Source organism: Saccharopolyspora sp. NPDC002376 (genome assembly GCF_053593195.1).
The window spans coordinates 141,795-167,570 of sequence record NZ_JBSFBZ010000002.1; the positions used below are offsets into that span (position 1 = coordinate 141,795).

25 protein-coding genes and 1 pseudogene are annotated in these 25,776 nt (G+C 68.6%); 6 read left to right on the forward strand and 20 right to left on the reverse strand.

Annotated features, from left to right (window positions below):
* The first annotated feature begins 90 nt into the window (after positions 1-90).
* The gene (locus tag ACWCO2_RS02390; protein WP_450125900.1) at positions 91-1,302 is read left to right on the forward strand and encodes a glycoside hydrolase family 10 protein; all 1,212 of its coding nucleotides are present in this window, start codon (positions 91-93) and stop codon (positions 1,300-1,302) included.
* On the opposite strand, the gene ACWCO2_RS02395 is transcribed toward ACWCO2_RS02390, so the two are convergent.
* The 6 genes and pseudogenes from ACWCO2_RS02395 to ACWCO2_RS02420 all read right to left on the reverse strand — a co-directional run bounded on the left by ACWCO2_RS02395 (position 1,303) and on the right by ACWCO2_RS02420 (position 6,535).
* Entirely contained in the window at positions 1,303-1,971 is a 669-nt protein-coding gene (locus ACWCO2_RS02395) for a potassium channel family protein (RefSeq protein WP_450125901.1), read from the reverse strand.
* Complete coding sequence (locus ACWCO2_RS02400; protein WP_450125902.1) at positions 1,964-3,286, reverse strand: TrkH family potassium uptake protein; 1,323 nt, start codon at positions 3,284-3,286, stop codon at positions 1,964-1,966. Before ACWCO2_RS02400 ends, ACWCO2_RS02395 begins: the two co-directional genes overlap by 8 nt.
* Positions 3,287-3,374: 88 nt before the next feature.
* Positions 3,375-3,848, reverse strand: coding sequence for a ribonuclease E activity regulator RraA (rraA, locus tag ACWCO2_RS02405; protein WP_450125903.1), 474 nt, complete (start codon positions 3,846-3,848; stop codon positions 3,375-3,377).
* Positions 3,849-3,939: 91 nt separating this feature from the next.
* Positions 3,940-5,194 (reverse strand): annotated as a pseudogene (locus tag ACWCO2_RS02410) (RNA polymerase sigma factor).
* 28 nt (positions 5,195-5,222) lie between these two features.
* A complete protein-coding gene (locus ACWCO2_RS02415; RefSeq protein ID WP_450125904.1) occupies positions 5,223-5,636 on the reverse strand; it encodes a YciI family protein in 414 nt (137 codons plus the stop codon).
* Positions 5,637-5,734: 98 nt separating this feature from the next.
* Positions 5,735-6,535, reverse strand: a complete 801-nt coding sequence (locus tag ACWCO2_RS02420; protein ID WP_450125905.1) for an alpha/beta fold hydrolase — start codon at positions 6,533-6,535, stop codon at positions 5,735-5,737.
* A 26-nt stretch (positions 6,536-6,561) separates the two neighbouring features.
* Between ACWCO2_RS02420 and ACWCO2_RS02425 the strand changes: the two genes are divergently transcribed.
* Complete coding sequence (locus ACWCO2_RS02425; protein ID WP_450125906.1) at positions 6,562-7,044, forward strand: MarR family winged helix-turn-helix transcriptional regulator; 483 nt, start codon at positions 6,562-6,564, stop codon at positions 7,042-7,044.
* A 50-nt stretch (positions 7,045-7,094) separates the two neighbouring features.
* Here the strand turns inward: ACWCO2_RS02425 and ACWCO2_RS02430 are convergent, their stop codons facing one another.
* From ACWCO2_RS02430 to uvrC, 9 genes are all read right to left on the reverse strand, one after another.
* A complete protein-coding gene (locus ACWCO2_RS02430; RefSeq protein ID WP_450125907.1) occupies positions 7,095-7,439 on the reverse strand; it encodes an RNA polymerase-binding protein RbpA in 345 nt (114 codons plus the stop codon).
* Between the two features lie 55 nt (positions 7,440-7,494).
* On the reverse strand, positions 7,495-7,728 hold the full coding sequence (gene secG, locus ACWCO2_RS02435) for a preprotein translocase subunit SecG (RefSeq protein WP_184722446.1): 234 nt from the start codon (positions 7,726-7,728) through the stop codon (positions 7,495-7,497).
* A 202-nt stretch (positions 7,729-7,930) separates the two neighbouring features.
* Entirely contained in the window at positions 7,931-8,716 is a 786-nt protein-coding gene (gene tpiA, locus ACWCO2_RS02440) for a triose-phosphate isomerase (RefSeq protein WP_450125908.1), read from the reverse strand.
* 2 nt (positions 8,717-8,718) lie between these two features.
* On the reverse strand, positions 8,719-9,921 hold the full coding sequence (locus tag ACWCO2_RS02445) for a phosphoglycerate kinase (RefSeq protein ID WP_450125909.1): 1,203 nt from the start codon (positions 9,919-9,921) through the stop codon (positions 8,719-8,721).
* A gap of 78 nt (positions 9,922-9,999) precedes the next feature.
* Positions 10,000-11,010 carry a type I glyceraldehyde-3-phosphate dehydrogenase gene (gap, locus tag ACWCO2_RS02450; protein ID WP_450125910.1) on the reverse strand — a complete coding sequence of 337 codons (1,011 nt, stop codon included), beginning with the start codon at positions 11,008-11,010 and terminating at the stop codon, positions 10,000-10,002.
* A gap of 340 nt (positions 11,011-11,350) precedes the next feature.
* Positions 11,351-12,337, reverse strand: a complete 987-nt coding sequence (whiA, locus tag ACWCO2_RS02455) for a DNA-binding protein WhiA (RefSeq protein WP_270950169.1) — start codon at positions 12,335-12,337, stop codon at positions 11,351-11,353.
* Entirely contained in the window at positions 12,328-13,296 is a 969-nt protein-coding gene (locus tag ACWCO2_RS02460; RefSeq protein ID WP_450125911.1) for a gluconeogenesis factor YvcK family protein, read from the reverse strand. Before ACWCO2_RS02460 ends, whiA begins: the two co-directional genes overlap by 10 nt.
* Positions 13,293-14,168, reverse strand: coding sequence for an RNase adapter RapZ (gene rapZ / locus ACWCO2_RS02465; protein WP_450125912.1), 876 nt, complete (start codon positions 14,166-14,168; stop codon positions 13,293-13,295). Before rapZ ends, ACWCO2_RS02460 begins: the two co-directional genes overlap by 4 nt.
* Positions 14,161-16,173 (reverse strand): excinuclease ABC subunit UvrC, encoded by a 2,013-nt coding sequence (gene uvrC / locus ACWCO2_RS02470; protein WP_450125913.1) that lies wholly within the window; start codon positions 16,171-16,173, stop codon positions 14,161-14,163. Before uvrC ends, rapZ begins: the two co-directional genes overlap by 8 nt.
* A gap of 144 nt (positions 16,174-16,317) precedes the next feature.
* Between uvrC and ACWCO2_RS02475 the strand changes: the two genes are divergently transcribed.
* Positions 16,318-17,247, forward strand: a complete 930-nt coding sequence (locus tag ACWCO2_RS02475) for an MBL fold metallo-hydrolase (RefSeq protein WP_450125914.1) — start codon at positions 16,318-16,320, stop codon at positions 17,245-17,247.
* A 19-nt stretch (positions 17,248-17,266) separates the two neighbouring features.
* On the opposite strand, the gene ACWCO2_RS02480 is transcribed toward ACWCO2_RS02475, so the two are convergent.
* Positions 17,267-18,346, reverse strand: coding sequence for a glycoside hydrolase family 172 protein (locus tag ACWCO2_RS02480; RefSeq protein ID WP_450125915.1), 1,080 nt, complete (start codon positions 18,344-18,346; stop codon positions 17,267-17,269).
* Positions 18,347-18,435: 89 nt separating this feature from the next.
* Complete coding sequence (locus ACWCO2_RS02485; RefSeq protein ID WP_450125916.1) at positions 18,436-19,458, reverse strand: dihydroorotate dehydrogenase; 1,023 nt, start codon at positions 19,456-19,458, stop codon at positions 18,436-18,438.
* A 147-nt stretch (positions 19,459-19,605) separates the two neighbouring features.
* On the opposite strand from ACWCO2_RS02485, the gene ACWCO2_RS02490 reads away from it, so the two are divergent.
* Both ACWCO2_RS02490 and ACWCO2_RS02495 read left to right on the forward strand, forming a co-directional pair.
* Entirely contained in the window at positions 19,606-20,361 is a 756-nt protein-coding gene (locus ACWCO2_RS02490) for a DeoR/GlpR family DNA-binding transcription regulator (protein ID WP_450125917.1), read from the forward strand.
* The gene (locus ACWCO2_RS02495) at positions 20,354-21,502 is read left to right on the forward strand and encodes an MFS transporter (protein WP_450125918.1); all 1,149 of its coding nucleotides are present in this window, start codon (positions 20,354-20,356) and stop codon (positions 21,500-21,502) included. The genes ACWCO2_RS02490 and ACWCO2_RS02495 overlap by 8 nt, the downstream gene beginning before the upstream one ends.
* 51 nt (positions 21,503-21,553) lie before the next feature.
* Here the strand turns inward: ACWCO2_RS02495 and ACWCO2_RS02500 are convergent, their stop codons facing one another.
* Complete coding sequence (locus tag ACWCO2_RS02500) at positions 21,554-21,970, reverse strand: hypothetical protein (RefSeq protein ID WP_450125919.1); 417 nt, start codon at positions 21,968-21,970, stop codon at positions 21,554-21,556.
* A gap of 1,735 nt (positions 21,971-23,705) precedes the next feature.
* Positions 23,706-24,599 (reverse strand): branched-chain amino acid transaminase, encoded by an 894-nt coding sequence (locus ACWCO2_RS02505; protein ID WP_450125920.1) that lies wholly within the window; start codon positions 24,597-24,599, stop codon positions 23,706-23,708.
* Between the two features lie 209 nt (positions 24,600-24,808).
* On the opposite strand from ACWCO2_RS02505, the gene ACWCO2_RS02510 reads away from it, so the two are divergent.
* Positions 24,809-25,183: an FKBP-type peptidyl-prolyl cis-trans isomerase gene (locus tag ACWCO2_RS02510; protein WP_450125921.1), complete on the forward strand. Its 375-nt coding sequence runs from the start codon at positions 24,809-24,811 to the stop codon at positions 25,181-25,183.
* Between the two features lie 165 nt (positions 25,184-25,348).
* Here ACWCO2_RS02510 and ACWCO2_RS02515 read toward each other — a convergent pair whose 3' ends face one another.
* Positions 25,349-25,744: a PH domain-containing protein gene (locus tag ACWCO2_RS02515; protein ID WP_450125922.1), complete on the reverse strand. Its 396-nt coding sequence runs from the start codon at positions 25,742-25,744 to the stop codon at positions 25,349-25,351.
* Positions 25,745-25,776: the final 32 nt, after the last annotated feature.

Consider the following 25,776-nt stretch of genomic DNA (forward strand, 5'->3'; position numbering starts at 1 on the left):
AGGTGGTAATTCCTCGCCATTGCGGCGAAAAGTACGCCGCGACCCGTAACCTGTGCCGCGCGGTGACGACGAGCGGCGGAGGCGAGCTGAATGACTCGTGCACAGGGGTTGCGCCGGATCCGGACCAGCGCACTGGTCCTGGCGCTGGGGATGGTGGCGGTCCTGCTGGGGCTGTTCAGCGCCACCGGCGCGGCGGCCAAGGGGCCGAGCACGGCGATGCGCGGGATGTGGATCGCGTCGGTGACCAACATCGACTGGCCGAGCAAGCCCGGCCTGTCCGCCGAGCAGCAGCAGGCCGAGTACCGCGAGCTGCTCGACCAGGCCGTGAGCAACAAGCTCAACGCGGTGTTCGTGCAGGTCCGGCCGACCGCGGACGCGTTCTGGCCATCGCCGCACGAGCCGTGGTCGCACTGGCTGACCGGTGCACAGGGCGCGGACCCCGGTTACGACCCGATGCGGTTCCTGGTCGACGAGGCGCACCAGCGCGGTCTGCAGTTCCACGCCTGGTTCAACCCCTACCGGGTCAGCATGCAGGACGACCCGCAGAAGCTGGTGCCCGAACACCCCGCGCGCAAGCACCCGGACTGGACCTTCGCCTACGACGGCAAGCTGTACTACAACCCCGGTGTTCCCGAGGCTCGCGAGTTCGTCACCGAGGCGATCATGGACGCGGTGCGCAACTACGACGTCGACGGCGTGCACCTGGACGACTACTTCTACCCCTACCCCGCCGACGGCCAGCAGATCCCGGACCAGAAGACCTTCGCCGAGCACGGAAAGGACTTCGCCAACATCGAGGACTGGCGGCGGCACAACGTCGACCAGCTGGTGTCCGATCTGGACACGCGGGTGCACGAGGCCAAGCCGGACGCGAAGTTCGGCGTCAGCCCGTTCGGCATCTGGCGCAACGCTTCCAGCGACCCGGCCGGTTCGGACACCAGCGGCCTGGAGTCGTACTCGGCGATCTACGCCGACACCCGCAAGTGGGTGCAGGAGGGCTGGGTCGACTACATCGCCCCGCAGGTCTACTGGCCGATCGGCCACTCCGCAGCCGACTACGCGAAGCTGGTCCCCTGGTGGTCCAAAACGGTGGCCGGCACCGGCGTGGACCTCTACATCGGACAGGCGGCATACCGGGTCGGCCAGGACGGCTGGACCGACCCCGGCGAGCTGTCGAAGCACCTGACGCTCAACGCCGAGCAGTCCGACGTCAAGGGCGACATCTTCTTCAGCGCCAAGTCCCTGACCACCAACGCCGCCGAAGCCATGGCCCGGGTCGTCGCCGAGCACTACGCGGGCTGATCAGGTCAGCTCGGCGAAGCGTTCCACCTGTTCGCTGCTGCCCGCGACGACCAGGATGTCACCGTCCTGCACCACTGTCTCGGTCGTCGCGTAGGTGAAGGCCTGCCCCGGCCGCTTGATGGCCACGACGGTCACGCCGTACTTCGAGCGCACGCGCGTGTCGCCGAGCGGGCGGCCCAACACCTCGGCGGGCGCGAGGGTCTTGGCCAGCGCGTAGTGCTCCTCCTCCAGCTCGATGTAGTCGAGCATCCGGCCGATCACCAGGTGCGCCGTCTCCTTGCCCATCTCGTGCTCCGGCAGCACGACGTGGTGCGCGCCCACCCGCTCCAGGATCCGGCCGTGCTGGCGGCTGGTGGCCTTGGCCCAGATGTTGGGGATGCCGAAGTCCGCCAGCAGCGAGGTGGTCAGGATGCTGGCCTCCAGCTCGGTGCCGATGGCTACCACCGCCCGGTTGAACTGGTGCACGCCGAGCTGGCGCAGGCTCTCCGGGTCGGTGGTGTCGGCGACCGCGGTGTGCGTCAGCTCGTCGGCGAACCGCTGCACCACGGTCGGCCGCGAGTCGATGGCCAGCACCTCCGAACCGTGGCGCACCAGTTCGCTGGCCAGTGAGCTGCCGAACCGGCCCAGGCCGATCACCACGATCTGGTTCGCTGCGTCGTTCCTAGCCAACGATGGGTCTCTCCTCGGGTAGTTCGTAACGGCGGGTCCGCTCGCGCAGGGCAAGCGCCGAAGCGAGAGTGACCGGGCCGAGCCGGCCGATGAACATCAGGACCACCAGCAGCAGTTGCCCCACTTCTGGCAGGTCTGCGGTGATGCCGGTCGAGAGGCCGACGGTACCGAAGGCCGATACCGCCTCGAACAGCACCTGGTCCAAGCTGAACGGCGTGATCACCAGCAACGCCAGCACGACCGCCATGATCACTCCGACGGCGATCAGCACGATGGTCAGCGCCTGCCGCTGCACGCCGGCGGGGAGCCGACGGCCCATCACGTGCACGGTCGGCTCGCCGCGGATCTCGGCCAGGATCACGAACGCCAGCAGCGCGAAGGTGGTGACCTTGATGCCGCCGGCGGTGCCCGCGCTGCCGCCGCCGATGAACATCAGGATGTCCTGCACCAGCAGCGTGCCCGAGTGCATCTCACCTACGTCGACGCTGTTGAAACCGGCAGTGCGGGCCACCACGGAGGCGAAGAACCCGGCCAGCAGCTTGCCCGGCCAGGACAGCGGTCCCAGCGTGCCGGGGTTGGCCCACTCGGCAGCGGTGATCACCACGGTTCCACCGACCACCAGCACCGCCGTGGCCAGCAGCGTGATCTTGACGTGCAGCTTCCAGCGCCGCGGCTGGCGAAACCGGCGGAACAGCTCGATCCACACCGGGAACCCGAGCCCGCCGGCGATCACCGCGGCCGCGATCGGCAGGCAGATCCAGGGGTCGGTGACGAAACCCATCAGGTTGTCGGTGTAGAGCGCGAACCCGGCGTTGTTGAACGCCGAGACCGCGTGGAACACGCCTTCGTAAACGGCCCGGCCGAATCCGAGGTGGTAGCCGATGGCCAGCCGAGCCGTCAGCAGCACTGCGACGACCAGTTCGAAGGCCAGGCTCAGCAGCAACACGTTGCCCACCAGACGGCGAACGTCACCGAGCCCGATCGCCTTGGTCTCCGCCTGCGCGGTCAACCGCATGCGCAGCCCGAACCGGCGGAACACCAGCAGGCTCAGCAGCGAGGCCAGGGTCATGATGCCCAGGCCGCCGATCTGGATCAGCGCCAGGATGATCACTTCTCCGGCGGTGGACCAGTGGGTCGCGGTGTCGACGACGACCAACCCGGTCACGCACACCGCGGAGGTCGCGGTGAACAGCGCGGCGACGAACCCGGTGGACTCGCCGGATTCGGCGGCGAAGGGCATCGTGAGCAGCACGGTGCCGAGCAGGATGATCACGGCGAAACCGAGCACGACCGGCACGGCCGGACGGGTGCGCACCGCAGGGAGCTGCGGAAACCAGCAAAGAAGAGCTAGCACGGGTGCCCACAGTACTTCCGCTGTGCCCGCTGCCGACGCACGGCGCTGGCTACGGTGCGGTGATCACCACGACGCCGTCGTGGTCGGCGACCACGTACTCCCCGGGCACGAACTGGACGCCGCCGAGCTCGATCACCTCGTCGGCGACGCCTTCGCCGGTCTTGGTGCTCTTGCGCGGGTTGGTGCCCAGCGCCTTGACGCCGAAGTCCATCTCGGCCAGCACCGCGGAGTCGCGAACCGCGCCGTTGATGATCGCGCCGCTCCACCCGTTGGACCGGCCGAGCTCGGCGATCAGGTCGCCCATCAGCGCGGTGTGCAGCGAGCCCTGACCGTCGATCACCAGCACCTGACCGTCGCCCGGTGTGGAGAGGATCTCCTTGAGCAGGGCGTTGTCCTGGAAGCACTTGACGGTGCGGATGCGGCCTTCGAACGCCGCGCGCCCACCGATGTCGCGGAACTGCACGTCGCAGCTGCGCACCTCCGGGCCTTCCCGGTCCGCGAGGTCAGCCGTCGCCAGAGTCATGCATCCTCCCAGCTCGCGCTACGTGGACCGAGAGCGTACCCACCGGTAGCCACCAGCCGCCCGGCAGCGCGATCAACACCACACCGGCCGATCAGCCGCAGGTTTCGGCGCGTTGCAGGAGGAGGTCTCGCTCCTGAGTGTTGGCCGTCAGCTCGGCGGCGCGTTCGAACTCGGCTCGGGCTTCGGCCGGCCGGTCGAGCTTGACCAGCAGGTCGCCGCGGACGCTGGGCAGCAGGTGGTAGTCGTGCAGGGAGCCTTCGGCCACCAGCTGGTCGACGAGGTGCAGGCCGTGCTCGGGACCGAACGCCATCGACACCGCCACCGCGCGGTTGAGCTCCACCACCGGCGAGGGCGTGACTTCCGAGAGCTGCTCGTAGATCCGGGCGATCCGCGCCCAGTCGGTCTCCTCCACCGTGCGCGCCCGCGCGTGGCAGGCCGCGATCGCCGCCTGCAGCTGGTACGGGCCGGGCGGTGCGTCGATCTGCTCCGCCCGCTCGAGCGCGACGAGCCCGCGGTGGATCAGCAGCTGGTCCCAGCGGGCGCGGTCCTGCTCCAGCAACAGCACCGGCTCCCCCCGTCGGCCCGGTGCGCGCGGCGGAGCGGGAGGCCTGAATCTCCAGCAGTGCCACCAAACCGTGCACCTCGGGTTCGCCGGGCACCAGACCGGCCAGGATCCGGCCGAGCCGCAGCGCGTCGTCGCACAGCTCGGTGCGCATCCAGTCCGCGCCGGAAGTGGCCGTGTAACCCTCGTTGAAGATGAGGTAGACGACTTCCAGGACCGCGGGCAACCGCGTCGGGAGCTCGTCACCGCTCGGCGCCTCGAACGGAATCTGCTTGCGCGCCAACGCCTTCTTCGCCCGCACGATGCGCTGGGCGATGGTCGGCTCGGGCACCAGGAACGCGCGGGCGATCTCCTTGGTCGTCAACGCGCACAGCACTCGCAGCGCCAGCGCCACCCGCGCCTCGGCGGACAGCACCGGGTGGCAGGCGGTGAACACCAGGCGCAGCAGGTCATCGCCGAAGTCCGGACCGAAGTCCACCTCGCTCTCGGTGTGCTGCTGGTGCTCCAGGTCCCGGCCGATCTCCTGCTGCTTGCGCACCAACCGCTCGTTGCGGCGCAGCTGGTCGATCGCCCGGTGCTTGGCGGTGGACGTCAACCACGCGCCGGGGTTGGGCGGAACACCGGTCTCCGGCCACTTCTCCAGCGCGATGACCAGCGCGTCCTGCGCCAACTCCTCGGCGAGGCCGACGTCCCGCACCATCCGGGCCAGTCCGGCGATGACGCGGGGCGCTTCGATCCGCCAGACCGCCTCGATGGCGCGGTGGGTGTCGGAAACCGTCACCATGCCATCTCAGCACAACGACCTCGCCCGCTCAGGCGATTCCGCCCGCTTTGCGCACTTCCTCGCGCAGCTTCGCCTCGCGCTCGGCTTCCTCCGCGGACATCTCGAAGTCCGCGGCTTCGAAGACCCGCCGCACCTCGACCGGCTCCGGGCACCGCTTGGCCCACTCCAGGACCTCCTCGCGGGACCGGACCTGGAGCAGCCAGAACCCGGCGATCAGCTCCTTGCTCTCGGTGAACGGTCCGTCCACCACGGATCGCCCACCACCGGTGGCGATTTCGGTGCGGAAACCCTCCGAGCTGGGGTGCAGGCCTTCACCCGCGAGCAGCACACCGGACTTGACCAGCTGTTCGTTGTAGTCGCCCATCTCCTTGAGCAACTCCTCGCTCGGCATCTCGCCGGCTTCGGTCTCGGCGGTGGCCTTCACGATCATCATGTAGCGCATCGGGGGCACTTCCTGGTCTCTCCCGGCCGGCGTTCCCGGCCCCTCACCAACGCATCGAACGGGCAGCACCGAAATCGACACCTCTCCCACATTTTTTATCAGGCCAGATGCCGCCGGATGAGGTCGTTGGCGCGCCGCGGGTCCTCCATGTCCGTCATGTGCCCGCAACCGCCGAACTCGACCAGTTCCGCGTTCGGCATCCGCCGCGCCGCTTCGCCGGCCATCCGGTGCAGGTCGCTGGATTCCAGCTCACCGACCACCAGCACGGTCGGCGCGGTGATGTGCTCCAACCGACCGCGCACGTCTATTTCCAGCAGAGCGCCGGTCGCGGTGTGGTGGTTCATGACCGTCGTCATCGCCATCTCCCGGCACCTATGCCGGATCTCCGTGTCGACCTGGTCGGGCTGGCGGCGCGGACCGTCCACCGCGAGGCGCAGGAGGGCTTCGACGTACCCGTCGGCGTCCATCGCCTCCTTCGCGGCTTCCTGCTCGCGGTAGCCGTCGAGGATGAACGGATCGTGGAACTCCACCGGCGGGACGCCCGGACCGAACAGCACCATCCGCCGCACCCGGTCCGGGTGCTCGAGCGCGAACGTCAACGAGGTCGCTCCACCCATCGAATTCCCCACCAGGGAAGCCTTTTCGAGCTGGAAGTGGTCCAGCACGGCCAGCAGGTCCTGGTACGGGTGGTGGTCGCGCATCGCCGTGCTGGAGCGCCCTTGCGAACGCGCCTCGTAGCGGATCAGCTGGTGGTCCTCGGCGAGTTCGAGCTGCTCATCCCACATCCCCACGCCGAGGTAACCAGCGTGCAGCAGCACGATCGGCGGACCTGAGCCCACCACCTCGGCGTAGAGCTCGCCGTCGGGAACCGGGATCTTCATGGATTCGATAGCGTTCATGACAACCAAAGTGCCATAATGACACCGTGGTTGACAACTCTTCGCTCTCGCCGGAACAGCTCGGACCGCGACTGGCCGAGGTCTACGCCGTCCTCGGCCCCCTGTACCGCCGGGTGGCGCGGCTGGTCGAGCACGACAGCCCGCGCAACGGCCTGCCCATCGGCGTCCGCGCGGTCCTCGAACGACTCGAGCTGACCGGCGCCGTCGAAACGGTCCCCCAGATCGCGCGAGCCTTGGAGCTGAGCCGGCAGTTCGTGCAGCGCATGGTCAACGACGCGCTGGAACAGGACTTCGTCGCGCTGAAACCGAACCCCGCGCACCGCCGCTCATCACTGGTGGAACTCACCGAAGAGGGCCGCGCCGCGATCAACGCGCTGCAGCAGCGCGAGCACGAAACGATGGGGCGAGTCGGGGGCGACCTCACCGACGCGGAGATCGAGACGACGCTGCGCGTCCTGCGGCACATGCTCGCCGCCGTCCCCGAAACCGAAGGGGAAAGTTCCTGTTGACGCAGAAAACCGGGTCAGGTGATCGCTCACCTGACCCGGTTCTGCTGAGCTCAGCGTCCCTTGCGCGCGCGGAGCTTGGTCAGCGCCTCTTCCAGGATGGCCATGCCGTCCTCGTCGCTGCGCCGCTCCTTGACGTACGCCAGGTGGCTCTTGTACGGCTCGTTGCGCCGCGCCGAAGGCGGGTTCTCCTGGTCCAGGCCCGCTGGCAATCCGCAGCGCGGGCAGTCCCATTCCTCCGGGGCATCAGCGTCCATCGCGAACGACTGCCGACTGTGGTGCCCGTTGCTGCACCAGTAGTCGACGCGCTTGCGCGGCGCGGCTTCCCCCCGTTCCGCCTCGCTCACCGCCGGGCCGGAGCCCACGCGCGTGCCGCGGATGGCGTTACCACCAGTCATCCAATCCTCACCCACCAAGCGGCCATGGGTCGTCGACCGGCTGGGTGCCGACCGATCAACCGATCTTGATCAACAGGCCGATCCCGATGATGGAGATCACCCACAGCGCAATGACGAACAACGTCATCCGGTCGAGGTTCTTCTCCGCCACGCTGGAACCGGCCAGGTTGGACTGCATACCGCCGCCGAACAGCGAGGAGAGGCCACCACCCTTGGCCCGGTGCAGCAGCACCAGCAGCACCAGCAGCACACTCGTCACGATCAACATGATCTGCAGGAAAAGAGTCATCACGTCCTCGTTCGCACAGCGGTTCGCCACCCAGCGTACCGGGCCGCCAACAGCGAGTTGACCACTGTCCACGGTTTGCCACGGAGACGCTCTCACACTGCTCCACCGGAGGCATCCCCGAGGGTGGGAAAACTGCGCGAGGGGCACCTTTCACCAGTTTTACCCGGTTGAAGGGCGCCCCTCGTGCTTCACCAGTCCCGGGTCACGGAAGCGGGCCGCCGGCCGCCATGGCGGAGAGCTTGGCGAACTCGTCACCGTTGAGGCTCGCACCGCCGACCAGGGCGCCGTCCACGTCCGACTGCCCGACCAGGTCGCCGATGTTGCTCGACTTCACCGAGCCGCCGTAGAGCACTCGCACCTCGTCGGCGATCTCCTTGCCGTACTTCTCGGCCAGGGCCGCGCGGATCGCGCCGCAGACTTCCTGCGCGTCCTGAGCGGTGGCCACCTTGCCGGTGCCGATCGCCCAAACCGGCTCGTAGGCCACGACGACCTTGCTGATCTGCTCGGTCTTGAGGCCCTTGAGCGCGTTGATCAGCTGCGTCGTGCAGTGCTCGACGTGGTTGCCGGCCTCGCGGACGTCCAGCTGCTCGCCAACGCACAGGATCGGCGACATGTCGTTCTTCAGGACCGCGCGGACCTTCTTGTTGACCAGCTCGTCGGTCTCGGCGTGGTACTCGCGGCGCTCCGAGTGGCCAACCACCACGTAGGTGCAGCCCAGCTTGGCCAGCATCGGGCCGGACACCTCACCGGTGTAGGCACCCGACTCGTGCACGGAGATGTCCTGCGCGCCGTACTTGAGTAGCAGCCTGTCCCCGTCGACGAGGGTCTGCACGCTGCGGATGTCGGTGAACGGCGGCAGCACCGCCACCTCCACCTTGGCGAAGTACTTCTCGGGCAGCGAGAAGGCGAGCTTCTGCACCAGGGCGATGGCCTCGAGGTGGTTGAGGTTCATCTTCCAGTTGCCCGCGATCAGCGGCGTCCTGGCCATGTTCAGCGCTCACCTTCCAGGACGGCCACACCGGGCAGGTCCTTGCCTTCCAAGTACTCCAACGAGGCCCCACCACCGGTGGAGATGTGCGAGAAGCCGTCCTCCGGCAGACCCAGGGTCCGCACCGCGGCGGCCGAGTCACCGCCACCGACGACGCTGAACGAGTCGGAGTCGACGATGGCCTGCGCGACACCACGGGTGCCCTCGGCGAACGCCGGGAACTCGAACACGCCGGCCGGGCCGTTCCAGAACACCGTGCCGGACGTGCTCAGGATGTCGGCGAACTGCTCGACGCTGCGCGGACCGATGTCCAGGCCCATCCAGCCGGCCGGGATCGCGTCGGCGGCCACGACCTGGGTTTCGGCGTCGGCGGCGAAGCGGTCGGCGACCACCACGTCCACCGGCAGCACCAGCTTGTCGCCGTGCTCGGCCAGCAGCTGCTTGGTGGACTCGATCTGGTCCTCCTGCAGCAGCGAGGCGCCGACCTCGTGGCCCTGCGCGGCCAGGAAGGTATAGGCCATGCCGCCGCCGATGAGCAGCTTGTCGACCTTGGGCAGCAACGCCTTGATGACGCCGAGCTTGTCGGAGACCTTCGAGCCGCCCAGCACCACCGCGTAGGGGTGCTTCGGGTCGCCGGTCAGGGTGCGCAGCACCTCGACCTCGGCGAGCACCAGCCCACCGGCGTAGGGCGAGAGCCGCTTGGCGATGTCGTAGACCGAAGCCTGCTTGCGGTGCACGACGCCGAAACCGTCGGAGACGAAGGCCGCCTCCGAGCCCACCAGCGCGGCCAGCTCGTCGGCCAGCGCGCCGCGCTCGGCGTCGTCCTTGCTGGTCTCGCGGGCGTCGAAGCGCACGTTCTCCAGCAGCGCCACCGAGCCGTCGGTCAGCCCGGCCACCACGGACTTCGCCGAGTCGCCGACCAGGTCAGCGGCCAGCGGGACGTCGGTGCCGAGCAGCTCGCCGAGGCGGCGGGCCACCGGGGCCAGGGAGAACTTCGGGTCCGGCTCGCCCTTCGGGCGACCGAGGTGCGCGGTGAGCACCACCTGGGCACCGGCCTCGGTCAGCTTCTGGATGGTCGGCAGGGAGGCGCGCACCCGGCCGTCATCGGTGATCTTCTCGCCGTCCAGCGGCACGTTGAGGTCGGCACGCACCAGAACACGCCGACCCCGAACACCCTCGGACAGCAGATCGTCGAGGTTCTTCACGCTCTGCTCCTCAATTACGGGAAAACCCGCACGAGCCGAGGCTCTGCCAACGGCTCATGCGGGTCTCCGGATCAGATGTCAGGCCAGCTTCTTGCCGACCAGGTCGACCAGGTCGGCCAGGCGGTTGGAGTAGCCCCACTCGTTGTCGTACCAGCCGACGATCTTGACCTGGTTGCCGATGACCTTGGTCAGCGGCGCGTCGAAGATCGTCGAGTGCGGGTCGGTGACGATGTCGCTGGAGACGATCGGGTCCTCGTTGTACTTGAGGATGCCCTTGAACCGGCCCTCGGCAGCGGCGGCCTTGAAGGCCTCGTTGACCGACTCGACGGTCGCGCCCTCGCGGACGGTCGCGGTCAGGTCGGTGGTGGAGCCGGTCGGCACCGGGACGCGCAGCGCGTAGCCGTCCAGCTTGCCGTTGAGCTCCGGCAGCACCAGGCCGATGGCCTTGGCCGCACCGGTGCCGGTCGGCACCACGTTGACCGCGGCGGCGCGGGCGCGGCGCAGGTCCTTGTGCGGGCCGTCCTGCAGGTTCTGGTCCGCGGTGTAGGCGTGGATGGTGGTCATCAGGCCCTGCTCGATGCCGAAGGTGTCATCGAGGACCTTGACCATCGGCGCCAGGCAGTTCGTGGTGCAAGAGGCGTTGGAGATGATGGTCTGCGAGCCGTCGTACTTGTCGTCATTGACGCCCAGCACGACGGTCAGGTCCTCGCCCTTGGCCGGGGCGGAGATGATGACCTTCTTCGCGCCACCCTCGTCCACGTGCTTGCGGGCGTCCGCGGCGTTGGTGAAGAAGCCGGTGGACTCCACGACGACGTCGACGCCCAGGTCGCCCCACGGCAGCTTGCCCGGGTCGCGCTCGGCGAGGATCTTGATGAGCTTGCCGCCCACCTCGATGCCCTCACCGGTGACCTTGACCTCCTGGTCAAGGCGACCGAGGATGCTGTCGTACTTCAGCAGGTGGGCCATGGTCGCGACATCGCCCAGGTCGTTAGCGGCCACGATCTCGATGTCGTGATCGCTGGCGGTGGCGGCCCGCCAGAAGTTCCGCCCGATCCGACCGAAGCCGTTGATGCCTACGCGAACGGTCACGCCGATCTCTCCTCGTGACTGACCCGGCCGACGACGCGGCGGGTGAGGTTGATGGTCTCGACTTCACCCTATCTGCCATCGGGGCCACCGCACACGGACGGGCGAGGCGGCTCACCCCGGGAATCGGCAACGACCACCACCGGACGCGCACGACTCACCGAACACCCGCATCACCGCTGGTCATCGGCACCTTTTCCGGCCGGCGCGGCGCTCCGGATCCGTGATCGGAATCTCTGCACCGGTTCTGGCCGCCCCGGGAAATCCACAGTTCCAATTGAAACTGTGGATTTCCCCGCGAGCTGATCGCAGTTCCCGTTGAATCCGCGATCGAGAAGTCGGATCAGGCGTCGGCTTCGAGCATCTCCGCGGTGACCGCGGATTCGGTGTCCGGAAGGCCCAATTCCCGGGCGCGCTTGTCGGCCATCGCCAGCAGGCGGCGGATCCGGCCGGCCACCGCGTCCTTGGTCATCGGCGGGTCGGCCAGCTGACCGAGTTCCTCCAGCGAGGCCTGCCGGTGCGCCAACCGCAGTCGACCTGCGACCAGCAGGTGGTCCGGCGCCGTCGGGCCGAGCAGTTCCAGCGCCCGCTCCACCCGGGCCGCGGCCGCGACCGCGGCGCGCGCCGAGCGGCGCAGGTTCGCGTCGTCGAAGTTGGCCAGCCGGTTCGCGGTCGCCCGGACTTCGCGGCGCATCCGCCGCTCCTCCCAGGACAGCACGCTGGAGTGCGCGCCGAGCCGGGTCAGCAGCGCGCCGATCGCGTCGCCGTCGCGGACCACCACCCGGTCCGCGCCGCGCACCTCGCGGGACTTGGCCGCCACGCCGATCCGCCGCGCCGCGCCGACCAGCGCCAACGCCGCCTCCGGGCCGGGGCAGGTGACCTCCATCGACGAGGAGCGCCCCGGTTCGGTCAGCGATCCGTGCGCCAGGAACGCGCCGCGCCAGGCCGCTTCCGAATCGCAGGCGCCGCCCGAGACGACGTGCGCGGGCAGGCCTCGCACCGGACGTCCGCGCGGGTCCAACAGGCCGGTCTGCCGGGCCAGGCCCTCGCCGTCGCGCACCACGCGCACCACGTAGCGGGTGCCCTTGCGCAGCCCGCCGGAGGTGATCACGTGCACGTCGGAGTGGTGCCCGAACAGCTCGTGGATCTCCTTGCGCAGCCTGCGCGCCGTGGAGCCGCTGTCCAGTTCGGCCTCGACCACCACCCGGCCGGCAACGATGTGCAGGCCACCGGCGAAGCGCAGCAACGAGGAAACCTCAGCCCGTCGGCAGCACGTCTTGGTCACCGACAACCGGCTCAACTCGTCCTTGACCGCCGCGGTCATCGCCACCGGTCCGTCCTCCTCTCCAGTGCGACCCGCAGGCATGCTGCGAGCGCCTGCGGGTCGTGCCGTCCCGGCACGGCGGGTGCGGCGATCTCGTCCAGCAGAGTCCGCGCACCCAGTTCGGTCGCCGCTGCGCGCAGCCGGTCCGGTGTGGGAACCGAGTTCGCGTCGGCCAGCACTGCGTCGACTCGCAGCCGCGGTGCGTGCTGCGAGAGTACGTCGAGGTGCTGTTCGGGCGAGAAACCCGCCGTCTCCCCGGGCTGCGGAACCAGGTTTAGCACCACGAACCGGCGCGCCGACGTGCGCACCAAGGCTTCGTGCAGCTCCGGGACCAACAGGTGGGGCAGCACGCTGGTGAACCACGAACCCGGTCCGAGCAGCACCAAGTGCGCCGACAGCACTGCTTCGACCGCCTCCGGACAGGCTGCCGGGCGGGCCCCGCCATTCGCTTGCAAGCTGACCTGTTTCACCCGACCAGGCGTACTGGCGATGGCAACCTGGCCGCGGATGGTCCGCACCGCGTTCGGGTCGGCGTCCAGGCCGACGACGTCGGCGGACATGTCCAGCGGCTCGGTGGACATCGGCAGCACCCGGCCCTGCACGCCGAGCAAGCGGCAAGCCTGGTCGAGCACCTGCACCGGGTCGTCCAGCACCTCCAGCAGCCCGGCCAGCACGAGGTTGCCCACCGCGTGCCCGGCCAGCGCGCCGCTGCCGCCGAAGCGGTGCTCGAACACCGTCGACCACAGCTGCCCGTCGGGGTCGCTGTCGGACAGCGCGGCCAGCGCCTTGCGCAGGTCACCGGGCGGCAGCATGCCGAGTTCGCGGCGCAGCCGACCGGACGAACCGCCGTCGTCGGCCACCGTCACCACGGCTGTGACGTCCGAGGTGATCTGGCGCAGCGCTGACAGCGTCGCCTGCAGACCGTGCCCGCCGCCGAGGGCGACCGCGCGCAGCTCCCCGCTCACTCGCGCCCCAGGTCCCGGTGCACCGTCTTGGCCATCATCCCGTCGTCCTCGGCCAGGCGGCGGGCCAGTTCCTCGGTCAGCGCGACGCTGCGGTGCTTGCCGCCGGTGCAGCCCAGCGCCAGCGTCAGATACCGCTTGCCCTCGCGGTGGTAGCCGGCGCCGACCAGCCGCAGCAGCTGCTGGTAGCTCTGCAGGAACTCCTCGGCACCCTCTTGCCCGAGCACGTAGTTGCGGACCTCGTCGTCGAGGCCGTTGAACTCGCGCAGCTCGGGGATCCAGAACGGGTTGGGCAGGAACCGGCAGTCCATCACCAGGTCGGCGTCCATCGGCAGGCCGTACTTGTAGCCGAAGGACAGCACGGTGACGCGGGTGCGGGTGCTGGCCTCGGTGCCGAAAGCGTCCTCGATCTTGGACCGCAGCTGGTGCACCGACAGGTTCGAGGTGTCCAGCACCAGATCGGCCTCGGAGCGCAGCCGGGACAGCAGCGAGCGCTCCGCGGCGATGCCGTCGGCCAGTCGTCCCTCGCCCTGCAGCGGGTGGCTGCGCCGCACCCCCTCGAAGCGGCGGATCAGCACCTCGTCGGTGGCCTCTAGGAACACCACCTTCGGCTTGTAGCCGCGGGCGTCCAGGTCCCTGATCACCGCGCCCAGGTCTTCGGTGAACGCGCGGCTGCGCACGTCCATCACCACCGCGACGCGGGTGACCGCGCCGCTGGAGCGCGCCCCCAACTCCACCATGGTGGCGATCAGCTCGGGCGGCAGGTTGTCCACCACGAACCAGCCCAGGTCCTCCAGGCACTTGGCCGCGGTGCTGCGGCCCGCCCCGGACAGGCCGCTGACCACCGCGACCTCGATGCCCGACTCCTCAGTCACTGCTCTCCCCTTCAGTGTTCTTCGTCGCCGGGCCAGACCCGGCTCCCCCGTCTGCCGCCAGCGCCGAATGCACGGTCTCGGCGGTGCGGCGGCCGATCCCGGGAACCTCGGCGATCTCGTCCACCCCGGCCTGGCGCAGCTTGCGCACCGAACCGAAGTGCTTGAGCAGCGCCGTGCGGCGGGTTTCGCCCAGTCCCGGAATCGCGTCCAATGTGGAGCTTGTCATGCGCTTGCCGCGCTTCTTGCGGTGGTAGCTGATGGCGAAGCGGTGCGCCTCGTCACGGACCCGTTGCAGCAGGTAGAGCGCTTCGCTGGTGCGTGGCAGGATCACCGGGTCCGGGTCGGCGGGCAGCCAGACCTCCTCCAGCCGCTTGGCCAGGCCGATCACCGCGACGTCGGTGATGCCCATTTCGGTGAGCGCATCGGCGGCGGCGTTGGCCTGCGGGGCGCCGCCGTCGATGACCAGTAGGTTCGGCGGGTAGGCGAACTTGCGCGGACGGCCGGTCTCCGGGTCGACGCCCGCCCCGACCTGCGGCTCTTCGGGTTTCTCGGTCTCGGTCTCGCCGACCTCGCTGAGGTAGCGGTGGAAGCGGCGGCGCACCACCTCGTCGATGGACCCCACGTCGCCGCCCTCGGCGCCTTCGCGGACCTCGAAGCGGCGGTACTCGGACTTGCGCGGCACGCCGTCCTCGAACACCACCAGCGAGGCGACCACGTCGCTGCCCTGCACGTGGCTGACGTCGATGCACTCGATCCGCAGCGGCGCCGTGTCCAGCGCCAGCGCCTCCTGCAGCTCCTGCAGCGCCGCGGAGCGCGCGGTCAGGTCACCGGCGCGGCGGAGCTTGTACTGCTGGAAGGATTCCTTGGCGTTGCGCTCGACAGTTTCCATCAGCGCCCGCTTGTCGCCGCGCTGCGGCACCCGCAGGCTCACCCGGCTGCCGCGCAGCTCGCCGAGCCAGCCGGCGATCGTCTCGGCGTCCTCGGGCAGCTGCGGCACCAGCACCTCGCGCGGCACCGGGCTCCCGCCGGCGTCGGCCTGGTCGGCCAGCGACGCCTGCTCGCCGTAGAACTGGGTGAGGAACTGGGAGGTGAGTTCTGAGGTGTCCATCTCTGCGCCATCAGCCTTGGCGACCTTGTCGATCACCCAGCCGCGCTGACCGCGGACTCGACCGCCGCGGATGTGGAAGACCTGCACGGCGGCGGCCAGCTCGTCCTCGGCGAAGGCGACCACGTCGGCGTCGGTGCCGTCGCCGAGCACCACGGCCTGCTTCTCCATCGCGCGCCGCAGCGCCTCCAGGTCGTCGCGCAGCCGGGCGGCGCGCTCGAACTCCAGCTCAGCGGAGGCGGCCTGCATCTCCTTGTCGAGCTTGCGCATCAGCTGGTCTGTGTGCCCGGCCAGGAAGTCGCAGAAGTCCTCGACGATGCTGCGGTGCTCGTCGGCGTCGACCCGGCCGACGCACGGCGCCGAGCACTTGCCGATGTAGCCGAGCAGGCAGGGGCGGCCGATCTGGGAGTGCCGCTTGAACACCCCGCCGGAGCAGGTGCGCGCTGGGAAGACCCGCAGCAGCAGGTCGAGCGTCTCGCGGATGGCCCACGCGTGCGCGTAGGGACCGAAGTAGCGCACGCCCTTGCGCCGCGGTCCGCGGTAGACGGACAGCCGCGGGTACTCCTCGTGCAGCGTCACCGCCAGCACCGGGTAGGACTTGTCGTCGCGGTAGCGGACGTTGAACCTCGGGTCGTACTCCTTGATCCAGGAGTACTCCAGCTGCAGCGCCTCGACCTCGGTGCCGACGACGGTCCACTGCACTCCGGTGGCGGTGGTGACCATCTGGCGGGTGCGCGGATGCAGCCCGGCCAGGTCGGCGAAGTACGACGACAGCCTGCTGCGCAGGCTCTTCGCCTTGCCGACGTAGATCACGCGGCCACCGGCGTCGTGGAACCGGTAAACGCCGGGGGCGTCCGGAATCGTGCCGGGTGCGGGTCGGTAGGTGGACGGATCGGCCACACCACCACCCTACGTGCGAAGTCCGACTGCCCGGATCTCGGTGCGCGGCGCTCCACCCGCCAGTGCGGCGGGGCACACTGGTGATCCACGACGATGATCGGCTCGGGAAGCCGCGCGCTTCCCGCAGCAGCTGGGAGGTCAGCCGTGAAAACCGACCCCGATCGCGCAACGCTGTCCGAGGTCGCCCCCGGAGTGCACGCCTGGGTCCAACCGGACGGCAGCTGGTGGATCAACAACGCCGGAGCGGTGTTCGGCGACGACGCAGCAGTCCTGATCGACACCTGCGCGACGGCACAACGCACGCAGCGCTTCCTCGATGCCGTGCGCACTGCCAGCGCAGACGCGCCGATCCGGTTCGCGGTGAACACCCACATGCACGGCGATCACACGCACGGCAACGCCCTGCTCCCGGAGTCCACCGTCCTGATTGGACACCCAGCGACCCGGGACGGCATCCTCAACGACACGATGCTTCAGAACCCGCCTCCGGTCTGGAACCCACCGCCACGGTGGGGCATCACCGAACACCGCGCCCCAACGGTGACGCTGGAGGATTCGCTCACCCTGCACGCAGGCAGCCGCCGGATCGAGCTGCACCACCCCGGCCATCCCGCGCACACCCGCGGCGACGTCGTGGCATGGGTCCCGGACGCGGAGGTCCTGTTCACCGGTGACCTGATCTTCCACGGCGTAACCCCGCTGGTGTTCATGGGATCTCTGGAAGGCGCCCTGAAATCCCTCGACTGGCTAGCAGGGTTCCGCGCGAAAACCGTGGTCCCGGGCCACGGCCCGGTCTTCCCCGGCCTGTCCCTCCCCCGCATCCTCGAAAACCATGCCCGCTACTACAGGTTCGTCCTCGGCACAGCCCGCCAAGCCCGCACAGACGGCCTAACCCCACTAGAAGCGGCAAACCGCTGCGACCTCGGCGAATTCGCCACCTGGCCGGACCCCGAACGAATCGTCCTCAACCTCCACCGCGCCTACGCCGAAGCCGACAACACAGACCTCGACCTGGCCGCCGCTTTCACCGACGCGGTCACCTACAACGGAGGCCCCCTCCGCTGCGCCGTCTGAGCGATTTTTCGATCCGGGGTTACAGGGGGCGCGGGATGCGCTCTTCGACCGGGGCGAGGGTGATCGGGAGTGCTGGGAGGGTTTGGTACCAGTAGGCGACCGAGGAGACGTCGTCGGAGCGCTTGTTGGCGTGGCCGTGCTCGATGCTGACCCTGATGGACTTGTCGAACACCACCGGATCCTCGACGTGGAACCGGTAGTAGGAGACCTGGCCGCTCCAGTTCTCCCTGCCCGGCATGGTCAGGCCGTGGTAGGGCGCGTGGTAGGTCTGGGCCGGACACCACGCGGTGTTGAAGTAGTCCTCGGTGCCGGTGCCGTGCAAGCGCGGCGGCCACGGTTCGCCGTCGATGAAGAACATGTCGTCGCCCTCGCCGTACCAGTTCCAATCGCTGGTGCGGCGGAGGTTGTGCACGTTGAGCACGGTTCCGACGTAATGCCCGCGCCCCTCGGCCTCGAGGATCAGGTAGTTGCCCTCGCCGCCGATGTTGGTGCCGCCGAAGAGGAACTCCTCGTTGGTCTGGTTGCCCTGCTCGACGCCGTCGGTCGGGTTCTGCCGCCGCCACTGCGCGTGGAAGTAGCCCAGCTCCGGGTCGGCCTCGGTGTAGGTCTCGTAGTCGATGTAGAAGTAGAACGTCACCGGTTTGACGCTCAGCTCGCTGATCAGCTCAACGCGGGCGCGCCCGGCAAAGGGCATCGCGAACCAGCAGTTGAAGCCCTTGCCGTCCTGCGGACTCATCTGCAGCGGCGCGGACACGAAGTTGGCGCTGCGCCCGTGGCCCATGCCGAAGAAGTCGCCCAGCGGCACCAGCACGGCCGGCTGCGACTGGTCGTCCCAGGTGATCTTGAGAACCAGTCGCCGCAGGTAGTCGCCCTCCAGCTCGGCGGGCTTGCCCACGTGGTCCAGCGCCACCGTGCACCAGATGTGCGTGATCACACCGGGGCCGCGGATGTCGGCCAGCTCACGGGTCTGCCCCGGCTCGACGCGGACGTTGTCGGTGTTGCCCCCGGTGCGGTCCCAACTCGACACCCGGCCGCGCCGCGTCGCCCGCAACCGGGGCAGATCCCGCAGACTGCTGCCGTGATCGCCGTAACCAGCCAAAGCTTCCTCCCCAGAAGTGATTTGTGTCCCTGATCACTTCTTACCACGGGGGCGGCAGCCGTCGCCGTTTTCCCAGCTGGGAGGGCTGATCAGCGGGCCGGCGGCTGGTAGTTCTCGATGCGGCGCAGCACGTTCCGGATGCGCGCGCCGTAGAACGGCGACAGCGCGTAGCCCGGGTAGCTGGCGAACCAGCTGGCGCTGCCGAGGCTCACCGCGTCGGCGCCCGCCCAGAAGTACTCGCGGCAGTCGTCGAAGCTGCGGATGCCGCCGGTGGCGATGATCGGCAGGCTCACGCCCGAGTCGCGCAGCTCCTTGACCACCCGCAAACCGATCGGCTTGATCGCGCGCCCGGACAGGCCGCCGAAGCCGTTCTTCAGCAGCGGCTGCCCGGTGTTCGGGTCCAGCCGCAGGCCCTTGACGGTGTTGATCGCGGTCAGCGCGGACACCCCGTGCTTGGCCGCCAGCTTGGCGTGGGCCACGTAGCCGTAGTCCGGCGAGAGCTTCAGGATCACCGGGTGGTTGCTGCGCGGGACCGCTTCGGCCAGCACCGACTCGATGATCTGGTCGAAGTCGAAGTTGACGTTGTGGCAGGAGACGTTGAACTCGACCGCGGCGATATCGCCGGCCGGTACTGCGGCGTTGACCTTGTCGACCAGGGTCACGAACTCCTTGGCGGAGAACCCGCCGACGGAGATGATGGTGTTCTGCTCGCGGGTGCGCGGATAGTAGTCGCGCAGGTAGGCGTCGATGCCGACGTTGCACCAGCCGAAGGCGTTGAGCCAGCCGCCATCGACCTGCCGCAGCGCCTGCCCGTAGCGCTTGAGCAACGCGGGCAGCTCGTTCAGCGCCCAGTCGTCCTTGGTGGTGAAGTGCCCCTCGCGGGGTTCGACGGTGACGGTGCGGGTTGTGATCGCACCGAACCGCTCCAGCGGGACGAAGTGCGAGATCGGGCTCATGCCGTAGGCCATCACCTTGGCGTTGGCCACGCCGTAGCCGAGAAGGCTGGACGAGGTCACCAGGCGGTTGCGCAGTCTGATGTCGCCGAGCCGAACGCCGGCTTCGGCCGGAACGTCTCGCACCAATCGAAGGTTGCGCTCCTGGGCCACGCTCACGATCTTCCTCCTACGGCGTCGACGACCTGCTCGTCACAGCGTCGACGTCCATTGTCCCCCATTCACCACCACCCACCCCAGCGGGCTCGATCACATGCACTGTTCGTTCTATTGCACTTCGCACATGATTGCTGTTCGATCGAAACCGTGGAGAGTTCGGAACGCACATCAACCATCGTCGAACGGCTGCGGCTGGCCGAGCACGTCACGGTCGCTGAGCTGGCCGAGGCGACCGGCTGCTCGGAGATGACCATCCGCCGCGACCTCGACCAGCTCGCCGAGCAGGGCGTTCTGCGCCGGGTGCGCGGCGGTGCGGTGAGCTTCCTGCGCGGCCACTCGGCGCCGTTCCCGCTGCGCGAGCGCGACGAGCTGGCGACCAAGCAGCGGTTGGCCGCCGCGGTCGACGAGCTGATCACCGACTGCGAATCGGTGATCCTCGACTCCGGCACCACGACGCTCGAGGTCGCCAAGCGGCTCGCGCGCCGCCGCCTCACCGCGATCCCGCTGGACATGCACGCGGCGAACGCGCTGAGCAACGTGCCGCAGGTGGACCTGCTGCTGCCGGGCGGACGCGCGAAGCCGGGTGAGTTGTCGTTCACCGGCCACCTCGCGGAGGCCTCGCTGCGCGCGCTGCGGGTGGACACCACGATCCTCGGCGTGTGCGGGCTGTCCGCCAAGCACGGCTTGACCGCGCACGACCTGGAGGAAGTGCCGGTGAAACAGGCTGCGGTGGAGGCCGCCCAGCGCGTCGTCGCCGTCTGCCACGGGGCGAAGTTCGCCCGCACCGGCCTCGGACTCGTCTGCCCGGTCACGGATCTCGACGTGGTCGTCACCGACGCCTCCGCACCGGAGGAAGTGCGCACCGAACTGGCGGCGGCCGGAGTGGAGGTCCGCGTTGTCTGAGGCGATCGTGGTCCCGCAGCGGGCGCGTTGGGCCGTCACTGCCTACTTCACGATCACCGGCGCGGCGTTGGGAACCTGGACCGCGCGGATCCCGGCGATCAAGCAGGACCTCGGCCTGGACGACTGGCAGGTGACGCTGGCGCTGTTCGCGGTCGCGGCCGGTTCGGTGCTGGCGATGCAGGCCGTCGGGCACCTCGCCGACCGGTTCGGCAGTGCCCGGGTGTTGGGCCCGGCAGGGCTGGCGATGTCGGCGAGCCTGCTGCTGCCGGGTTTCGCCACCGACCTGCCGTTCCTGCTGATCGGCCTGCTGGCGTTCGGCGCCAGTCACGGCACCGTCGACGTCGCTATGAACACCCACGCGCTGCAGGTGCAGCGCAGCTACGGGCAACCGATCGTGAGCACCTTCCACGCGATGTTCAGCGTCGGCGGCCTGCTCGGCGCCGGGGTCGGCGCACTGGCCGCCCACGCTTCGGTCGGCGTGGGCACGCATTTCGCACTCGTCGCAGCAGCACTCGCCGTGGTGTCACTACTGGCTCGACACGAGTTGCTCCCCCGTGAAACCCCTGTGCAGAGCGGTTCTTCGCCACAGCGGCGCGGGATCTCGCCCGGAATCCTGTTCCTCGGCGTGCTGGCGTTCTTCTGCTCGGTCGGCGAGGGCTCGATGGCCGACTGGTCGCCCCTGTACCTGCACGACGTCCTGGAGACCACCCCGGCGATCGCAGCGATCGGTTACGCGGTGTTCTCCGCGATGATGGCCATTTTCCGATTCCTGGGCGATTTCCTGGTCGCCCGGCTCGGCCCAGTGGTGCTGGTCCGCTGCTGCGGCGCGATCGCTGGAACCGGCCTGGGGATCGGCCTGCTGCTGCACCACCCGGTGGCGGCGATCATCGGATTCGCGCTGTTCGGCATCGGACTCTCGTGCATCATCCCGCAGGTCTTCAACGCGGCGGGCAACCGCGACCCCAGCCGCAGCGGCCGAGACCTGGCGCAGGTCAGCACCCTCGGCTACGGCGGACTGCTGGCTGGCCCGGTGGTGATCGGCCTGATCTCCAGCTGGACCGACCTCAGCATCGGCCTCGCCGTCCCAGCCGCCCTCGCCCTCCTGGTAGCCCTCTCCGCCCCAGCAGTCCGCCCCCGCTGAGCTGGTCGTGAGTGCGTAACAGTGTTCGAACACTGTTACGCACTCACGACCTCATGCCACCAGCAACCCGACGCCGAGCGTCACCACGCCACCGGCCAGCGACAGCGCCCCCAGCCAGACCAGTGCGATCAGCCGGTTCGGCCGGTGCACGTCCCGCCCCAGCGAGGACAGGAAGAACCCGGCCGACATCAGCACCGCCGCAGCCGGCACCCCGAGCCGGGCCAACCACCCGAGCGCACCGGTCAGCGCGGTGGCGTCGACGAGCACCAGGCAGACCAGCCCGAGCGTGACGAGCACTCCGGCGTGCGCATGCCCAGCGCGGGCGAAGTTGCGCTGGAACTCGGTCATCGGCACCCGACCTTGAACAACCTTGGTCAGGAACCAACCACCGAACTCGATCGTGACGATCGTCAGCAGCACGACGCCCGCGACGTACTGACTTGCCGCGCTCAACGAGAACTCCGGCATGCAACCCCCTCAGATTCCGTAACGATGTTATGAAACACCGTTATGGAACCCGAGTCAAGAACCCCCACCACCCGAACCGCAGCCCTGCTCAGGCCCGGAAGCACCTACTGAGCTGTGGACACTGCTTCCGCGCAGTAGTCGTGCGCTTCGCCGACCGCTTCGCCGCGGCGGAGCAGTTCATTGCGCGACTCAAGCGCTCGTTCGGGCTCGCGTTCACCGACGCCGACGTCACCGCGCGCGGAAAGCGCGCTACCTCGACGAAGAACTGCCGGAGCTGCCGGGCAGTGCAGCCAACGCCACGTGGAAGTAACCCCAAACCGTCCGGTCGCGACCGGACGACCCGGCCCCACGCGCGTACGCGCGCAGCACGAGAGGTACCCCCGATGGCACTGCCCGCCCTGCACGGCGTCGCCCGCTTGACCGCCGATCCCGAGCTGCGGTTCAGCGCGTCCGACACCGCGGTCGTTCAAAACGCTGCCCGCAAGAATGCTTGAGTGACAAAACGGACAGCATTATCCATAATCGGCACTATTGCTATCTTGGGGGCTGCGATATTTCCGGCGGCCTCCGCTTCGCCGCTTGAAGAGAAGGCTGAGGGCTCACCATCTCAGACCGTCGAACGCTAAGTGAGCTCTCAGGAGCTAAGGAGCGCAAGCGAGTACTGGACCCCGGAACGCCAAGCCAAGGCGATTCCCGCAACCCCACCGGCGCAGCATGCACAGAGCACGATCCCACTGGAGACACAATCTGCTGAGCCAACCCGACGACTCGCCGAACCGGCGCCTCCCTCCGTACCAAGCATGATGCCCTATCGATCAAATGTTGTTGGGAAGGTATCTTTCACAACCGAAAATGGCGCGGACATGGTTTGTTCTGGTTCCGCTGTCAATAGCCCTGCCCGCAATATGGTCTTCACAGTCGGCCACTGCGTTCAACAATAATTACTCGCCGTACTTCGAGGACGCGCGAGAAGGGGCGCTGTACAGGGAGAATATGGACGGGTAGCTTTGCTGACAAAGAACAAAATCTGGAAACAAGACGAGGGCGGCGACATGAGTCTTGCCACGCGAATCGGCCTGATTGCCGGAGGGGCCGTCTTGGGCGCTGTTGTAGCTCTTACAGCCGTTGCCGTGTCATCCAGCCGTACCGCCGAACCTGCCAGAAACGTCGCAGAACCGGTATCGCCCACAGTCTCCTCCATGCCTTCTACCGCGGAGACGGGGTACTGGACAGACGAACGAATGCGCAACGCCATCCCGGCAGGACCAAACACCAGCCAGAGCTACACAGCGATGGTGGCAGCATCCGGGGCGGCACTCGGCGGGATAGCCGCGACCCTCGCCACTGTAATGACCAAAAAGCGCCGTCAGCGATCAACGAACTAAACCCCTCCACCCCTGCTGCCGTAGCAACCCACGCACACGCCCTGCGTTCCTGCACCAGCCGTCCATGCCGTGGTGTCTGCTCGGCTACGTACGATGGAATCGCGCTGCTCACCATCGGGCAGCGCCTGGCGCTCAACGAGACGATGGGGCAATATGATCCAGCTTGATGGTGACTCGCTCGTATGTCCGCGCTGCTCGGAAACGATGGGCACGCACCTAGAACATTTCGCTGATCTTTAGCTGCGAAAACTGCGGAGACTTCGCCGTCGTTTTCACACAGCACAAAGGCGAAACGCTCGTCGAGGCAATCCCCCACGAGACGGCCACCCCATGACCCGCCTACCGATCCGTTACCGCGACGGCCGCGCCCTGGTCGACCGTACGACCTTGGCGCGGCTGTCCGGCCGCTCCCGGTTGTCGACCGAACGCACCGGTGTCACCTCGGCCGCGGTGCCGCACAGGAACATCTCGTCGGCGACGTAGAGATCGGAGCGCAGCAGGTTTTCGCGCCGCACGGTGATCCCCAGGTCCGCGGCCAACGCCCCGACCGTGTCTTGCGTGATGCCTTCCAGCGCACCGGCGCTGGACGGTGGGGTGTAGAGCACGTCGCCGCGCCGGATGAAGATGTTCTCGCCGGAGCACTCGCTCACGTACCCGTCGGTGTTCAGCAGCACCGCTTCGTCGAACCCGGCCTCGCGAGCTTCGAGCTTGGCCAGCGCGGAGTTCAGATAAGGACCGGTGGCTTTGGCCGCCGTCGGCACCACGGTCGGATCGTTTCGGCGCCAAGAGCTCGTCATCAGCCGGACGCCCTGCTCCGCGGCGTCGCCGAGGTAGGCGCCCCACTCCCAGCTGCTGATCGACATCTGCACTTCAGCACCGGTGGGGTCGACGCCCATCGCGCCGTAGCCGAGGTGCGCGAGGTGCCGCACGTAGCAGGAGCGATGACCGTTGGTGCGCACCAGTTCCAGCGTCGCCGCGCGCAGTTCCGCCTTGTCGCGCGGCAACTTCATGCGCTGCATCTTGGCACTGCGGAACAGCCGGTCCAGGTGCTCGTCGAGCCGGAACAGCGCCGGTCCGTCCGATGTGGAGTACGCGCGGACTCCTTCGAACACGCCGGTGCCGTAGTGCAGTCCGTGGCTGAGCACGTGGATCCGGGCGTTCTGCCACGGAACCAGCTCGCCGTCCATCCAGATGTAGTCCGCCTCGGTCAGCGCCATCGCTGCTCCCTCCACGAAGTGGCCCATCTCGCGATCCGGAACTCCTCGACCAGGCCGTCCACGCCCTGACCCGCGCCTGGACTGACCGCCCCTGACCGTCACCGCAGTGCGCGAGCAGGTAGCAGCACGAGCCCGCAGCAGCGATCGCGCATCGGCGGGCGCGTGTGCTCCGCATCGGATCGTCCGGGAGAATTCCCCAGCAGCGCTGGACGCAACACGAATCGAGGAGAACGCACGTGAACATCGAGAAGCCGAAGATCGCGAAGCCCACCGGCGAGCCCCCGGCCGAGCTGGTGATCAACGACATCACCGTCGGCGACGGCCAGGAGGCCACCGCGGGCACCGCGGTCGCCGTCCACTACGTGGGCGTCTCGCACAGCACCGGCAAGGAGTTCGACGCCAGCTGGAACCGCGGCGAGCCGCTGCGGATCACGCTCGGGGCCGGCCAGGTCATCGCCGGTTGGGACCAGGGCCTGCAGGGCATGCGGGTCGGCGGCCGTCGCCAGCTCGTCATCCCGCCGGGGATGGCCTACGGCGAGCGCGGCGCGGGCGGGGTCATCGCCCCCAACGAGACCCTGGTCTTCGTCTGCGACCTCGTGGACGCCCGCTGAGCGGATGCCCGCTGAGCAGCAACGAGGCCCGCGACCACATTGGTCGCGGGCCTCGTGCCAGTTTTAGAACCTGTTTTTGGACTCGTTCTGCGTGGCGGTGCGGGTAGCGGAACCTCAGCGCCCGCCTGGACTGCGGGTGCCCAGACTCATGTATGCCACGCCGTATCAGGCGTCCTGGGCCTGACGGCGGAGTTCGCGCAGGTCGCGCATCGCCTTGATGGCCTGCTCGCCGTCGGAGGCCTGGATGGCCATGATCGGCACGTACTCGTCCTCGGGCAGCTCCAGGCGGGCCCACGCGGAACCGTCCGGGAAGGTCACCGCCTGCACGATCGGCCACGAGTAGCGGTGGGTGCCGATGATGTTGCGGACCTCCAGCCCGTCGGCGTCGGCGCGCAGCCGCGGCCGCGTCAGCAGCATCACCCCGGCCGCCAGCAGCACGCCCAGCAGACCCATCGAGATCTGGTCGGACACCGAGAAGTACGCCCCGGTCGGCGTGTCCCCCAGTAGCAGCCCGACGATCACGAATACGACGATCAGCACCACCGCGATCGGGATCGCCACCCGCCGAACCTTGCGCGGTCGGACCTCCACGC